Origin of the sequence: Dyadobacter sp. NIV53 (genome assembly GCF_019711195.1) — a bacterium.
Classification (GTDB): domain Bacteria; phylum Bacteroidota; class Bacteroidia; order Cytophagales; family Spirosomataceae; genus Dyadobacter.
Genome location: NZ_CP081299.1, coordinates 722,302 through 737,440, shown reverse-complemented (window position 1 = coordinate 737,440; position 15,139 = coordinate 722,302). Strand labels below are relative to the sequence as shown.

11 protein-coding genes are annotated in these 15,139 nt (G+C 41.5%); 2 read left to right on the top strand and 9 right to left on the bottom strand.

What is annotated here, in order from left to right:
* Positions 1-226: 226 nt before the first annotated feature.
* Genes KZC02_RS02950 through KZC02_RS02940 form a run of 3 tightly spaced genes read right to left on the bottom strand, consistent with a single transcriptional unit; the run spans position 227 to position 3,742 of the window.
* Positions 227-922: an ABC transporter ATP-binding protein gene (locus KZC02_RS02950; RefSeq protein ID WP_221392738.1), complete on the bottom strand. Its 696-nt coding sequence runs from the start codon at positions 920-922 to the stop codon at positions 227-229.
* Positions 915-2,306, bottom strand: a complete 1,392-nt coding sequence (locus KZC02_RS02945; RefSeq protein ID WP_221392737.1) for a DUF3526 domain-containing protein — start codon at positions 2,304-2,306, stop codon at positions 915-917. The genes KZC02_RS02950 and KZC02_RS02945 overlap by 8 nt, the downstream gene beginning before the upstream one ends.
* A complete protein-coding gene (locus KZC02_RS02940; RefSeq protein ID WP_221392736.1) occupies positions 2,303-3,742 on the bottom strand; it encodes a DUF3526 domain-containing protein in 1,440 nt (479 codons plus the stop codon). Before KZC02_RS02940 ends, KZC02_RS02945 begins: the two co-directional genes overlap by 4 nt.
* A gap of 128 nt (positions 3,743-3,870) precedes the next feature.
* Between KZC02_RS02940 and KZC02_RS02935 the strand changes: the two genes are divergently transcribed.
* Positions 3,871-4,281 (top strand): hypothetical protein, encoded by a 411-nt coding sequence (locus KZC02_RS02935; protein WP_221392735.1) that lies wholly within the window; start codon positions 3,871-3,873, stop codon positions 4,279-4,281.
* A gap of 87 nt (positions 4,282-4,368) precedes the next feature.
* A complete protein-coding gene (locus tag KZC02_RS32800) occupies positions 4,369-4,728 on the top strand; it encodes a cysteine-rich CWC family protein (RefSeq protein WP_221392734.1) in 360 nt (119 codons plus the stop codon).
* Positions 4,729-4,784: 56 nt separating this feature from the next.
* Here KZC02_RS32800 and KZC02_RS02925 read toward each other — a convergent pair whose 3' ends face one another.
* From KZC02_RS02925 to KZC02_RS02900, 6 genes are all read right to left on the bottom strand, one after another.
* Positions 4,785-5,339 (bottom strand): hypothetical protein, encoded by a 555-nt coding sequence (locus KZC02_RS02925; RefSeq protein WP_221392733.1) that lies wholly within the window; start codon positions 5,337-5,339, stop codon positions 4,785-4,787.
* A gap of 336 nt (positions 5,340-5,675) precedes the next feature.
* Positions 5,676-8,801, bottom strand: a complete 3,126-nt coding sequence (locus tag KZC02_RS02920; RefSeq protein ID WP_221392732.1) for a hypothetical protein — start codon at positions 8,799-8,801, stop codon at positions 5,676-5,678.
* Between the two features lie 126 nt (positions 8,802-8,927).
* On the bottom strand, positions 8,928-9,869 hold the full coding sequence (locus tag KZC02_RS02915; RefSeq protein WP_221392731.1) for a D-2-hydroxyacid dehydrogenase family protein: 942 nt from the start codon (positions 9,867-9,869) through the stop codon (positions 8,928-8,930).
* Positions 9,870-10,026: 157 nt separating this feature from the next.
* Positions 10,027-10,347, bottom strand: a complete 321-nt coding sequence (locus KZC02_RS02910; protein WP_221392730.1) for a hypothetical protein — start codon at positions 10,345-10,347, stop codon at positions 10,027-10,029.
* Entirely contained in the window at positions 10,302-13,436 is a 3,135-nt protein-coding gene (locus tag KZC02_RS02905) for a VCBS repeat-containing protein (RefSeq protein ID WP_221392729.1), read from the bottom strand. The genes KZC02_RS02910 and KZC02_RS02905 overlap by 46 nt, the downstream gene beginning before the upstream one ends.
* A gap of 144 nt (positions 13,437-13,580) precedes the next feature.
* Positions 13,581-15,122 (bottom strand): RagB/SusD family nutrient uptake outer membrane protein, encoded by a 1,542-nt coding sequence (locus KZC02_RS02900; protein ID WP_221392728.1) that lies wholly within the window; start codon positions 15,120-15,122, stop codon positions 13,581-13,583.
* Positions 15,123-15,139: the final 17 nt, after the last annotated feature.

Genomic DNA, 15,139 nt, shown 5'->3' with positions numbered 1-15,139 from the left:
TTTTTGGTAATAAATTATCTGCTATTTTCTTTATCGAAAAGTTTGCATATGTCTTTCCGGATGCAGGCTAATGAGTTAGGTAAAGTATGTAAAACCAGTCTGTACAGGAATATTGAAATTGGCCGGCTTACAGCAATTTTCAGGATTGATCATAACATGTTTTAAATAAATCGGGCAGAGGATTTGGTAATTCCCTGCCCGATTTTAAACTATATATGTTTAATTATCAGACAGCTTGCAGGTATAGTGTTTCTAGTTCATTTGCCGATATATCTTCTGCATTAATAATGGAAACCAGATTTCCTTCTTTCATAATCCCGATCGTGTCAGCTACTTCCCTTGCCCTGAAAATATCATGCGTAGCCATTAAAATTGCTGTCCCGTTTGCTGCCAGATTTTTAAGTATTTCTGAAAATTCATTGGATGCTTTTGGGTCGAGCCCGCTTGTTGGTTCGTCGAGCAACAGGACTTTTGCTTTTTTAGCTACTGCAATCGCGATACCCACTTTTTGTCGCATTCCCTTTGAATAACCAGCCAGTTTCTGATCGTATGCCTGGCTTTGCAGGCCAGCCGTTGTCAGCAGTCCGTACAGTTCTTTTTTAGTATAGTCAAATCCGGCCAGTGATGAGAAATATTCAAGATTTTCGAGGCCTGTCAGGTTAGGGTATAACATGACAGTTTCAGGAATGTAAGCCAGGAATTTCTTCGTTTCTTCCGGGTGTTCAGCCACAGATACTCCGTTGATAGCTGCGGTGCCGGAAGTGGGTTCAATAAAACCAAGAAACAGATTAATGGTAGTGGTTTTTCCTGCACCATTCTGGCCCAGCAAAGCGAATATTTCACCTTCCTTTATAGTCAGGTTGAGGTTATGCAGGGCAATATGATTTCCGTAAGTTTTACTTAAATTTTTAGCTTCAAGCATTTTGTTTATCTGTAAGTTGTATAAAGTTTCTTTTAAATAGTACGGCTGAAACCGGTATCAGCAAGATTGATAAAACCAGCAATGGCAATATTCCTGGTAATAATGGACCGGCCTGGTAACCAATGGTTTTGTATTCCGGATATCTGTTCCAGTCAAGGTTTTCAGTTAATTTCTCCTCAAAAATGGCGGGATAAAAATATTCTCTAAGCTGTTTATGGTGCCTTTTTACTGATTGCAGATATTGTACATGACTTGCCAGGTCCGTATTTGCAATTTTATTCAAAAGCTGCTGTGCCGCAATGACCGGATTGAAATGACCAATGGTTTCGGACAACGCCTGCCTTTTCGCCAGTTTTTCAAATAACCCAGCAGAGGAATGTTCCGACTCGGCATCTCCGGCGAATTGCATGGCATAATACCAGCCGGCTGAATATTCATTTTCAGGGATCGGATATTTCCGGTATTGCGGATAAACCACATAAAATGTTTCCATAGTAGGTTTTTTAGGCATATCCCATTTCTCGTGATAACCCTCGCGCTGTTTTATGGCAGTTTGCTGTGCTTCCGGAATTTGTATCAGGCGGTTAATGGCAACGTTGGCAATTCCGGGTGAAAGTATGCACAGGAAAATCCATATACAGACCAGTGCCGTTGCATTGAACGAAGAACTTTTGCCCAAAGAAATTATCAGGACTGCCAGCAAAAACCAGAAAATGTGGTAAGCCAGAATAACCAGACCGAGCTGTAAAGTAGGATAGGAGAGTGGTAAACTTAAATAGAAAACGCCTGTTGCAAAAACGGCAACTGAGGTTAACAGGAGGACAGCCAGCCGGATCAGCAATTTGTTTAAAATCACCTGAATGGTATAAACCGAACTGGTTCGGACTATTTTCCAGACACCACTTTCCTGCTCTTCCGACAGGACATTGTAAGTAAAGGCAATAATTAAAAGTGGAAAAAGAAAGATGAAAACAAAGGACGCATCCAGATTCCCAACGAGTAAAGTTAGTGGATTGGTTAGCTCTGAATCATATAACTGGCCTTCAATTCCCAATATTTTTACTTTCAGGTTAAATGGATTAATGTCTCGCTGGCCAATTGAAAATTTTGCCCAGCCAGATGGTGGATTGGCAGTATAAAAGAATGGATAATATGCAGTTGTGCCCACAGATTTGCCATGTCCATGCATTGTAATATTTTTCAGATGATCATGTTGAACGGCCGGAATTCTGCTAATTATTTGTTCCTGCCTGCTGATCATATTATCGCCGTGGTAAAAACCGTAAATACCAAAGAGCATCAGGCTTAACGCGCCCCATAGCACAGTTTTTCCCAAAAGGAAGTTTTTTGCTTCAAGAAACAATACTTTTTTGCTCAGTTTCATAACTGGTATTTACGAATGGAAGAAATATATTTTAATACCGCAAAACCTGTAATGGCCCAGATTAATAAAGCTGCAAATCCCAGGGCGGCATTCTTTAAAGTGTCAAAAATTGAAACAGGTTTAAATTCAAAATCGGCCTGTTTTTGCCAGTTACTCTGATCTGCTTTTTGATCGCGGTCGTTTTTATAACTGATTTTTGTTAAATGGATCTCATTGATTTTTCTGGTTTTTTCAAAACGATAGTTTTCGGTTTGCTTCTGAAATTCTGAATAAGTTTCGAAATCAACTCCGCAAACTGTCATTGAAATGTTACGAATTGCCAGGAAAGGGTCAGTGAAAGCCAGAATTGCAGAGATGGAATTCTGGGATTTATATGTGATGATCAGTTTATCATAATGGGAATTATATATACCTGAGCTAATTTTTTCCCCTTCCTGCATGACCAGTGCGCCATAATTGACTGGCAGGTTTTGAATGGAATCCACACCATACTTTTTTAAAGTTTCGGATTTTAATTGTGCATAATGAGGGTCATCCGGATTGTGGCTATCACCTTGTTCACTTACATCTTTTTCAATCGCATTTTCGAAAGCGATTTTATCAGGAGCATTGTAAATGTTGTTTCCAAGTGTCTGAGCGCCTTTTGGAATAACAATAAAACACAGGATCCAGGCCAATACGAGCAGGACCAATGCGTTGGCAGCATTTTTACTGATTGCCGAAACAGCGACAACGGCCAGGGAAACGATGAACATATACAAGCCATAAATCAGAAAAAGAAAACCGATACGAACAACCGGAAGTGTACTTGTTTCTCCGTAAAGAAATGTAACGCCGGTAATTAGTCCGAGAAGTAGCACGGGCAAAAATAAAGCCCAGCTAACGGCTGTTAGCCCGAGTGTTTTACCCAACAAAATGTCGAAATATGAAGCTCGCTGGCTTAACAATATTTTGAGTACACCATTTTGTTTTAGCCCTGCAACTGTATGAAAGCCAATAAAAATAATAAACAACGGAACCAGTAACTGAAATACCAACGCCATGCTGAGTTCTCCAAAACGAAGCATTCCGTTGGAAAACCCTGCTTCGCTCATATTGACAGTATTTTGTCTGTGCGCTTCCAGAAAAACGGAATTCCCGACGTAACTGTCCAAACCAAAATCAAAGAAACTAAGCGGTGATTTTTCCCTGAAAACGAGATAACCGTAATGCGCTACACGATGCGGGTGCCGGTTGGGCTGGTTCATCCAATGTTCGTTTACGTCGTGGCGCGCATTGGCCTGTTGCTTGTTAAACTCATTTACATACTGCCAGCCTGTAAATGCAGAAAGCAGTATGACGGCCAACAAAACCGCATATAAAACAAGCGGGATTTTGCTTCGGAAAGCAGTTCGCCATTCCTGAAAAGCGATTATTCTGATAAATTTAAAATTCATAGGGTTAGATGTGTGCTGAGTTGCAGCCTTGTTATTGTTATAAAATAGGTTTGGTGATTATTTTACATTCCAACTATTGGTGCCCAAATGGGTCTTTAATTAAGTCCGTCAAAATGATTTATCCCCTTATGAAAAAGTTATCTCTTTTTATTTTGATAATTATCATTTTCAGCTGCAAAAAGGATAGTATTGATCCCGAAGCAGCCATCCAAAAAATTGTTGGCAAATGGCGCCATGAATCTTACCTGGAAATAGTAAATGGAAAAAAAGTTTGGAAAAAAGATAATTCTGCTTCGCGTATTTACCTGATTTTTAAAACGGATGGCTCTCCCATAAGTATTTTAGGTACACCGCTTTGCTGCGGACCGACTTTTTATAATCTGAACGGAAATTTTATTACATTAAAATCTGGCAATAGTTTTTCCTGCCCTAATGTCAAATGTTCAGGTTGCCTGATCTGGACTATAATACAAAGTGAAAATGAACTGATATTGTCCTATTGCGATCGAAATTCTGTATCAAAGTATATACGGGAGTAATACCGGTTTGAAAAAGATTCCGGAACTTTTAAATTGTTCTGATACGACTTGTATCATTACTTTTGCAAAGAATCAAAAACGACCAGGATGTCAGTTGCTCCAATCAGTAAAGTTTGTCCAAAATGTAAAACCTTATTTTCCTGTCAGTCAGATAATATTGCAAGTTGTCAGTGCAGCACCGTACGGCTATCCAAAGAAACCATTCAGTTTCTGTCCAATACCAATTTTGACTGTCTTTGTAAAACCTGCCTGGAAAAAATTAACAAAGACGTGTCACTAGCAACACAATTTCACTTTCCCACTCACAAAGCCATGTATATTGAAGGGCTTCATTATTACAAGGAAAATAATTACTGGGTTTTTACCGAATTATACCATACCCTGCGAGGCAAATGCTGCCAAAGCGGTTGCAGACATTGCGTTTATGGTTTTGGAAACAAAGGTTAAAAATGAGTTCACAAAGGCCTTGTAATCAGACTTTACGAACCCATTTAAAAGGCTAATTATTTGACAGTTAGTTTAAAGTCAAGATTTACATCATCGCTTCCCGGTGTGATCGTTCCGTTTTTAGCACCAGGCTGATGACGAAGCTGGACTTTCAAACTACCGGTACCGGCTGTTCCCGCTTTTGCAGTTCCTGTTAAACCAATCGGATAATTATTTTTGTCAGTATCTCCGTAAGTATATGTCAGCAATGACGCAAGAGACGGGGTGTAAACCAGCAAATGTTCATAGGACTCTTCGTTAATTTCTTCAGTAATATCATCAACCGGCGTTTTGCTTTCATCCAGAAACGCGATTGTCAGCGTGTATTCCGTGTTTGCCTTTAGTGTTATTGTATCAAATCGGGTAGGGGCGTTACCACCATCTCCATCCGCATCCTTATAACTGAACGAAGTTGTTGCACCAGTCCCTGCTTCTTTAAAATTCAATGTGACAGAGGTAATCAGTTCATTTTCGTCGTCGGGCTTAACATCGTCTTCTGAGTCTTTACATTGTGTAAAAAGCGTTGATACGCTAAAAAGCATTATCCAGACAAGTTTCTTGTTGAGTCTCATGGTATTTTCAAATCATTTAGTGGGAATTGTATTACTCTGTATATGCTACATTGTTGCAAATGTATATTGTTTGCAACAATGTTGCAAATTATTTTTTCTTTTATTGAAAACTTAATGGAAGCCCGGTTGATTTTTTTAATTGTGCGGGTTTGCATGTGAAGTAAAACATACATGGCTCCTACAATTTCCCCAAAAAAATGTAGAGACAAAAAGAGCTGGGAAAATGATGAACAGCAATTCTATAAAGTCAAAAATCCATCCCGGCGCGCCGGGATGGGTTTTATTATTACTACGGATAATTTATAAATGTATACTGCTAACCATTTTTCAACTTTCTCACTTCCTGATTACCTTATGAACTGTCAGATTTCCATCCAATACCACGTTCATCAGATACATGCCTGGCGCAAGTTGCGGCAGATTATCCAGTACGATTTCGCCTGAACCTGAACCGGCCGAAATTTCACGGCGGTAGAACTCACGCCCGCTCATACCAACGAGCCATGCCTGTCCATTTTTTTCGGTTGGTGTATTGTCAAACCGCAGTGTCAGGCTGTTATTCGCAATGAATGGATTAGGAGAAATGGATAATGTTTGTGTGTTCAGTTTTCCATCGCCGGATAGGGAAATGATCCTGGTGTAGCTGTATTTTCCATCTGTATCAAGCTGTTTGATCCGGTAATAAAGCGTGCTGGTTCCCGATGGAAGTTTGCTGTCTGTAAAACGATAGTTTTGTGTCTGGTTACTGTTTCCGGCAGCTGACAAGCGGCCAACTTCTGAGAATGTCCTTCCGGTAGAAGAGCGTTCCACGATAAAGGATTCTGCATTGATCTCAGATGAAGTTGCCCAGGTTAGTATGTTTCCCTCCGTTGCAGATTTACCTGTGAAAGAAATCCAGGTTACCGGGAGTGGCGTTGCGATCAGTTTCATTACTGTCGCCTTGCTGTCGTTACTCACATCCTGAAATGCAAGGTATGGTGTTCCGGAATTGTCCAGTGCGAGAGAAGTGTAATATGCTTCTCCCAAAGAAAAGCCTGTCGACCCAACCACTCCCCAGCCTGTACCATTAAACCTGAGAACAGTTGCTTTATAATCGTTGGCTCCATCTGTAAATGAGACAAATGGGGTGCCTGAACCATCCAGGATAAGAGAAATATAATCCGTAGCGGCCGAAGAGAAACCAGCGGTTCCTACGTTTTTCCAGATTGTTCCGTCAAATACCATTACCGAAGCTTTATTTTCACTGCTTCCGTCTGAATATGCAACGTATGGTGTCCCATTATTATCCAGTGCAAGTGAAGTATAATTGGCATAACCTGCTGAAAAATTTGCTGCGCCCACGACCTCCCATGCCGAACCGTTGAATTTCCTGACCGTTGCCTTGTTATCATTGCCGGCATCGGAGTACACAACATAAGGAGTGCCGGAACTATTGAGGGCGATAGCAACAGAATTGGCAAAACCAGCTGAAAAACCTGCTGTACCTACCAGTTCCCAGGCCGAGCCATTGAATTTCATAACCGTTGCTTTATAATCATTTTCGGCATCCTGATAGGCAACATAAGGTATTCCCGAGCCATCCAGCACCAGGGAAACGTTTCCTGCCGAACCTGAGGTGAAACCAGCAGGGCCGACTGACGCCCATGATGTTCCGTCAAACCGCATCACGGTAAGTTTGCCATCGTTCCCATAATCCTGATACGCCAGGTAAGGTGTTCCCGAACTGTTCAGGACAAGTGAGGTATAATAGGCTTCACCCGCAGAAAAACCAGCCGAACCGACATTTTCCCATGCAGTTCCACTATATTTCATAACCGTGGCTTTGTCGCCTTTCGATGCATCTGAGTAGCCAATATAAGAAACACCTGAGCTGTTGATGGCAAGCGAAGTGTAAGAGGCCTGGCCGGATGAAAAACCCTGGGTACCATTTAGCTGCCAGGTTCTTGCATTATCGAAAGCAGGAGTATTAACCGTAAGGGATGCAGGTTTGGAAGTAACAATACCTCCATTACTGACTCTCGCCCGATACAGATAACCATTTAAAGATATAGGGGCATTACTGATCATTAAGGCAGCTGAATTAGTTCCATTGTAAATTCCGCCGTTACTGATATTGGAAAAAATGTTCCCGCCATCATTGCTTACCTGCCACTGGTACGTAAGATTACCGCTGTCGCTGGTAGCGCCAACCGTAAAACTGGCAGTCTGACCGCCGGTGATGGTTGTATTGTCGGGCTGGGCGGTAATACCCGGTAATGCATTCGGATTGAATTTCATGACCGATGCTTTATCGTCATTTCCATAATCCTGGTATGCAAGCTGAGGTATGCCGGAAGCGTCCATAGCCAGGGACAAATAATATGCTTCTCCGTCTGAGAATCCCGCCGAACCTAATGTTTCCCAGTTTGTTCCATTGAACTTTGTTACTGTCGTTTTAAAGTTGTTTCCTCCGTCCGTGTAAGCCAGATACGGATTTCCGGAAGTATCCAGGGCCAATGCCAGATAATCCGCCGAGGCCATAGACAAACCTGCCAGACCAACCGTTTCCCACGCCGATCCGTTAAATTTCATGACCGTCGCTTTATTATTATTGTCGCCATCGGAGAAGGCGATATACGGTGTGCCATTACTGTCCAGCACCAGCGTGGTATAATTGGCATATCCTGCTGAAAAACCTGGAAAACCTACTGTTTCCCAGGAAGTTCCGTTAAACTTCATAACCGTAGCCTTGTTATTGCTATTTCCATCCGAGAATGCCACATAAGGCGTACCAGTTCCATCCAGTGCCAGATCAGTATGATTTGCATATATTGTGGAAATACCGGAAGCTCCGACCGATTCCCAGGCAGATCCGGTAAATTTCATAACAGTAGCTTTGTAATTATTATCCGCATCCTGGTACCCAACGTAGGCTGTTCCTGATGTATCAAAAACCAATGAAATGTTGTCTGCTGAGCCTGCTGAAAAACCTGCCAGGCCGACAGTTTCCCAATTCGTGCCATCAAACTTCATCACCGTAATTTTGTTGCCGCTGTTCCCGTCCGAGAAAGCAACATAGGGCTGGCCAGAATATAATGCAAGAAAAATATAGGACGCATCACCAACTGAAAAACCGGCGGTACCAACCGTTTCCCAGGCACTACCATTGAATTTGCTTACGGTAACTTTACTGTCGTTAGCTGCATCCGAATATGCAACGTAAGAATTACCAGAATTGTCCAGTGCCAATGATGTATAGGTTGAAGTGCCTGCGGAAAATCCGGGTACACCAACCGGCTGCCAATATTGCGCATCTGCTTGTCCATAAACAAGAAATAACAAACAAAACAACAGAGCTGAAATGCTGTTTATTGGCCAGTTTTTTGGGGCAAATGGTGAAGTGTTTTTAAAATCAGACGTTGTTGAGGAGGCAACTGATTGTATGTACGCTGAGCTTTGGAAAGTAGGTATTAATAATTTCATAAAATAATATCTAATTACTAAAAGTAAATTTAGAAATTATGTTATACATTAAAAATATTACTACTTATGTTTAAATAAATTCTAGTTTTAATGCTTTTAGTGTCCCAATAAAACTTCTAATGAAAATTAATTTTTATTCGTAATCCAGTTTTGAATAATTTTAACGGTGTCCTCAAAAAATAATTTATAAGTATTTTCTGTAACGTAACCAATATGTGGCGTGGCAAGCAGGTTACCCAAATTTCTGAAGGGATGGTCTTTCGGTAATGGTTCTGTATCAAATACATCCAGTGCTGCACCTGCAATTTTTCCCTGTTCCAAAGTATTGATTAACGCATTTTCATCAACAAGCGGTCCTCTGGAAGTGTTGATCAGATACGCATTTGGCTTCATTAAATCAAGTTCAGGTGTGCTGATTATTCCCTTACTGCGTTCGCTGAGTACAAGATGCACCGTAATAAAATCGGCATTACTGAACAGGAATTCTTTGCTTACATACCTTGCGCCGCTTGCTGCTGCTTTTTCCTCTGTCAGGTTTTCGCTCCAGGCAATTACGTTCATTTCAAAAACATTGGCAATAGCAGCAATTTTAGCCCCAATCCTTCCCAGGCCTACTATTCCGATCGTTTTTCCTTTCAGGTCAGTTCCCACAGTTGTCTGCCAACCGCCATTTTTAAACGTAGTATTTTCTTGGGGAATGTGCCTTGCCATAGCCATCAGTAACGCCCATGTGTGCTCGGTTGCACCGTTGCTGATGTAGCCGGTATGTTCCAGCTGAATACCTGCCTCACTGACTGCATCCGTATCAATAGAAGCGTTGCGGGAACCCGTAGAAACGATTAGTTTTAAATTGGGAAGGCCTTGCAGTAATTCTTTATAAATCGGAGTCCTTTCGCGCATTACGCAGATAATGTCAAAGGGTTTCAGTCGCTCAGTAAGTTCAGATTGTCCGTCCAGATGATCATGAAATACGGTTATATCTGCAACCTGATCTAAGACAGACCAGTCAGCCATTTTTAATGCTACTTCCTGATAATCATCGAGTACAGCAATTTTTATTTTTTTCATATTGTAAAATGCCGGGATTTGTTCTTACAATACAACAATTTCGGGCAAGCAATTCTTTATTTGATCAAAAAAAGGAATTCTAAATGATATCGTTTAGAATTCCGTCTAATAACCAACAGTTTAGGATTCGAAATGCGCACGAAACTTTGCAATTGTATTATTGGCCATTCAATCTGTTGATTCTGATTTTTCCTGAATTTATTGCCGTCAGCAGCCATTGTTTGTTGTCAGGTCCTTTCATAAAAATGCTTTTACGCGCGTCCCCCTGTATGAAAAGTCCGCTTTTGGAACTGCCAACACTTGAAAACTTTCCTTTGCCATTACCCAGAAGCAACAGTCCAATGGATGCATCCTGCCTTCCCATATTTACTTCATTGGGATAAAAATTGCCGCTTAAAATAACATCGGGATTCCCGTCGGCATTTACGTCCTTCACTGCAATACCAAATACCGGAGCTTTCTGTGCCTCAATAGGCAAAGGATGCATTTTGAAATTTCCATTACCCAGATTTTCGAAATAGGCGCTCCGGAGTGTGGTAACTTCGGCCTGATAAGCCTCCTTTTTTCTTCACTGTTCAGCAATTCCTCAAAGCTGACTTTGGCGTAATCGGCATAATGTGCAAATTTTCTCCTGAACTGAATCACCTGCTGGTTTAAAGCATCACGCGGAACGCTCGGGTAACGAACTCCCTGAATAAAATAACCCATCAGCGGGTCAAATACGCCATCATTATTGAAATCCTTTGCTACGATTTTCATTGGCTCTTTTTCGGATGCCCGGTAAAAAGTATTCAGTCCTTCATTTCCGGCAATAAAATCGACGTCACCATCTTTATCAAAATCGGCTGCTGCAAGATTATTCCACCAGCCTGTATGTAGTCTTAGCCCGTTTTGTAATGAAGCAATTTGAAATGATTTCCCTTTTTTACTTTCATAAATATTAACAGGCATCCATTCACCTGCCAGTACCAGATCATCGAATCCGTCTCCATTTGTGTCCGCCCATAATGCTGTACAAACCAAACCAGCCTGAAGTAAGCCGGGGCAAAACTGCCTGGTTACATCAGTGAATTTTGCTATGCCATTCATGGTGTCATTCCGTAACAAATAACTTCGTGCCGGCAGGGGATATTTTCCGGGAATCATTCGCCCTCCGATGAAAAGATCCTGGTCTCCGTCCTTATCAAAATCATTCGAGGCAATACATGAACCGCTTAAAGAAAAATCGGGCAAAGTGCCGGCAGGTGCGAGCTGAAAATTTCCTTTGCCATCATTCAAATATAACTGGGAAGTATAATAGGATTTGTCAGAAACCGGAAGCTGGTTTCCACCGTTCACAATAAATAAATCGACGTCTTTATCTCCGTCCGCATCGAAAAAGATCCCGGCCACATTTTCATGCAGTGAATCCTGTGCGATGATTTGTTTTTTAAATTTACCCGAAGTTTGCTGCAAAAGAAGGGTAGGTTTGCCTTTCAGATAACTGCCACCAACAAAAATATCATCCAGGCCATCGTTGTTCACATCGGCCACAGCCATGGGGAAACCATTTTTGGATAACATTTTGTGTAAAGCAGCAGTTTGTTTAAAATCAACAAAACCGGATGCAGTGTGATTAAAATCAATATTTACCTCGTCGGTAATATCAGTAAAATAGGTTTGCTGAACTGATTTTTCCTGCGGTTTTTCTAAAAGGGAAGCATTCTTTTTAGAAATTACTAGTCGCTGGTTCACAGGGATTTTAGACAGTTTCTGGCTCATTCCTCCCGGCCAAATAACTTCAATACTATCTATAAATTTTTTATTTCCTGTTCCAAAATGCAGCATCGGATCAACGGAAGACTGAAAACTCCTGACCACAGAAAGTTCGGAATATTGTACAGTGCCACCGGCCCAGATCGTGACCTTACTCCCGATGCCCTGGAGGTTTCCCTTTTCCCCTTTTAGCGTAATATTCAGGTAATTACCATTCCCTTTTTCACTGGCTGTATTCTGATACACAAATGCTTCCGAATCAATATTATTTACAACCATATCCAGATCTCCGTCTCCGTCCAGGTCTGCATAGGCTGCTCCGTTTGAGTATGATAATTCATTCAGTCCCCAGTTTTCTGAAACATTGGCAAAAGTAAGGTCACCGGAGTTGCGGTATGCGTAGTTGGCAATTTTTACTTCCGGTACTTTTTCGATCAGTTCGAGTGCATTCTGCTGTTTAAAATTATTGGTGCCAAAATTCGAAAAATCTTCCTTGTACAAAATAAAATCCCGGTCGGTTACGTCCCTGCGATAACCGTTGGTAATAAATACATCTTTCCATCCGTCGTTGTCATAATCAGCAATCAACGGTGCCCAGCTCCAGTCAGTTTTTGCAATGCCGGCCAATAGCCCGATTTCGCTGAAAACAAGTGAATTAGCTTTTTTGTTTTGCCCTGAAATATTTCCCAGGTTAAGCTGAAGCATATTGCGCATGTATTGCAGCTGGTAATCATACTGCGGTGAAATGCTCATTTCTTTGCGGTCATAATCCTGGCCTGCAAGCATTTTCTTTTGACGGAAATTGTCTTCAGGAAGCATGTCGAGCTGTATAATGTCAGGATAAGTATCATTGTTGATGTCCGCAATATCCAGCCCCATTCCGTACAAACTTGTGTGTGCAGTGGCCTGTTTGATCACATTCCCAAAAGCAGGTTTTTTGTTTTTTGTCAATCCCGAATTCAGGTATAAAATATCACTGCTGATGAAGTCATTGGAACAATATATATCAGGAAAACCGTCCTTGTTCAGATCACTGATTGCCAGTCCAAGTCCCAGGCCTTCGTATTTTACACCGGCTTCTCCGGAGATATTGGTGTAAACCGGCAATCCATTTTTTCCTGATCCTTCATTAAGATAAAGTTTTCCTGTGCTGGGATAGGAGCCATCATTATAGGTTTGCCGCAGATAATTAGGGTTTTGCAGATCGGGTGCTGAGTTCATCAGGTATGCATCCAGGTCTCCATCCAGATCAGCATCAAAAAATGCAGTTTGTACTGTAAAGGAATTGTCATCCAGGCCATAATCTTTGGCCATTTCCTTAAAAACAGGAATTTTGCCCTTACCAATTCCCTGATTAACAAAAAGAAGGTTTTCGCTATTGCGCATTCGTGTATGTTTGGCAACACTCACATAAATATCGAGCAGTCCATCCTGGTTAATATCAACCATCGAAATACCCGTACACCAGCGATCGGTTTTCACACCGGCCATTTCAGTAATATCCTCGAATTCCCATTTTTTATTCAGCGTGTCAATTTTGCTGAGATAAAGCCTGCAGCTCACCTGGTTACCGCCAAAGAAAATATCAGCTTTGCCATCATTATTGACATCGCCAATTCCGACACCACCTCCGTTATAAAAATTAGTAAATGTGAATGGATTAATGGAATCGTTGGGCGTTAGCTTATTGGAGAAATTAATTTTTGTTTCATTTGAGTAATGTGCTTCAAAAAGGGCTTCTTTTTTCTTGCTGCAATCCGTCAAACTGAATATGATAGCTGGTAAAAGGAGGGAGGCAAGTATTTTTTTCATTGTAAAAGGTAATGATTTATTCAGTTTTTTTACCCTCAGATATCTTTGGTTACTGAATTTTTTTAGCCACGAATCCACTAATTTGTACGATTGCTGTAAAAACCATTCGTGTAAATTAGTGGATTCGTGGCTAAGCACTTTTAATTAATATCCGGGATTTTGGTCTGCTGGTTCAATTTTAGAATTGTTATCAACTTCCTGTTGCGGAATTGGTAATAACTCATGTTTATTGGCCTGAAAATAACTCAGTGGCTCTGCTTTTAGTTTTCCAAGTTTTCTCCATCTTAAAATATCCCTGTTACGGATTTGCTCTCCGCTGTGTTCAACCCGCCTTTCGTGCATAATGGCTGCGAAAACCTGGTCTTTTGTGGTTACCGGAAATCTTGCCGTTGGATAAGCAGGCATGCTCACACTTTTACGCGCGCGTATCATGTTCAGGTATTTTACTGCTTCTGTAATGTTTCCTGCTTCGTTTTCGACTTCCGCAAGAGAAAGGATCGTTTCAGCAAAACGCATAATACGCTGATTGATACCACCGGTCAGAAAGGATTCATTCATTTTATACATCAGAGAATATTTCTGCCAGCTCACCTTTTGCGTCACCCCATCCACTACCGATGAATTACCATTTTGCTGGCCGTCGGTCAGTGTATTAGCTCCGTTGTTGTATTTCTCCCCGGTGAAATAAAATGAAAAGTCATAACGCGGATCCGTTTTCGTATCGCCTTTAGTCGTTTTTTCAAAATCTGATAACAAAGCGTTGGAAGGAATTACATTTCGCCATCCGATTGCAGAATATTCCTGGGTTCTAACCGTTTCAGTACCCGCAGTTGCTCCGTTTCCATCTCCATCCCAATTGTAAACGCCACCTGATGGGAAGAAGTTAACCTCAAAGATTGATTCCTTGTTGAATTCCGTTTCTTCTAAAAAGTTATCGTTGTAATTATCAACCAGCGCGTAAGTACCGGAACTGTACACTTTCAGCAGTTCAGTTTTTGCATTGGGATAATCACCTTTTTGAAGATAAACACGTGCCAGCAGCATCTGGGCAGCGCCTTTGGTTGCTCTTCCCTGATTGGCAGCATCATAAGTTGCAGGCAGATCGGCCTGAATTGCTGTAAGTTCGGCAATAGCATAATCAAATACTTCTGCCTGCGGGGACCTGGGCAAACTGCCGTCAACTGTTAAAACGTAATTTTTGTATAAAGGCACCCCGCCCCACATACTGGCGAGTTCGTAATAAGCGTAAGCTCTCAAAAAACGTGCTTCTGCCAATAACCTGTTTTTATCTGTATCAGACAGATCCGTTACTTTGGTGGAGTTGTCAACAACTGAATTGGCTCTGTGGATCAGGCGGTAATAAGCCAGCCATACTGTCCCCATTACTGAGTTTCCGGTATCATGTGTTCCTAACAAGAGCTGGTTCCGGGGAGTTTCAAGTTGTCCGCCTCCCGCTGCGACGTCATCGCTACGCAGGTCGTGGGTAAAAAACCATTCCCTTGCAACCAGGTTATTGGCTTTTAGCATGGAATATACACTAGTTACACCACTGGAAAGCTCCGATCCGTTTTTGTAAAATCCGTCTACTGTTACTCCGTTTGGGTTGAGTTTGTCCAGCGCATCATCATTGCAGCCGAACACAATCCCCAGCATCAGAGCGTATGTGAATATCAGGTTCCTTTTCATTTTATTTTAATATTTTT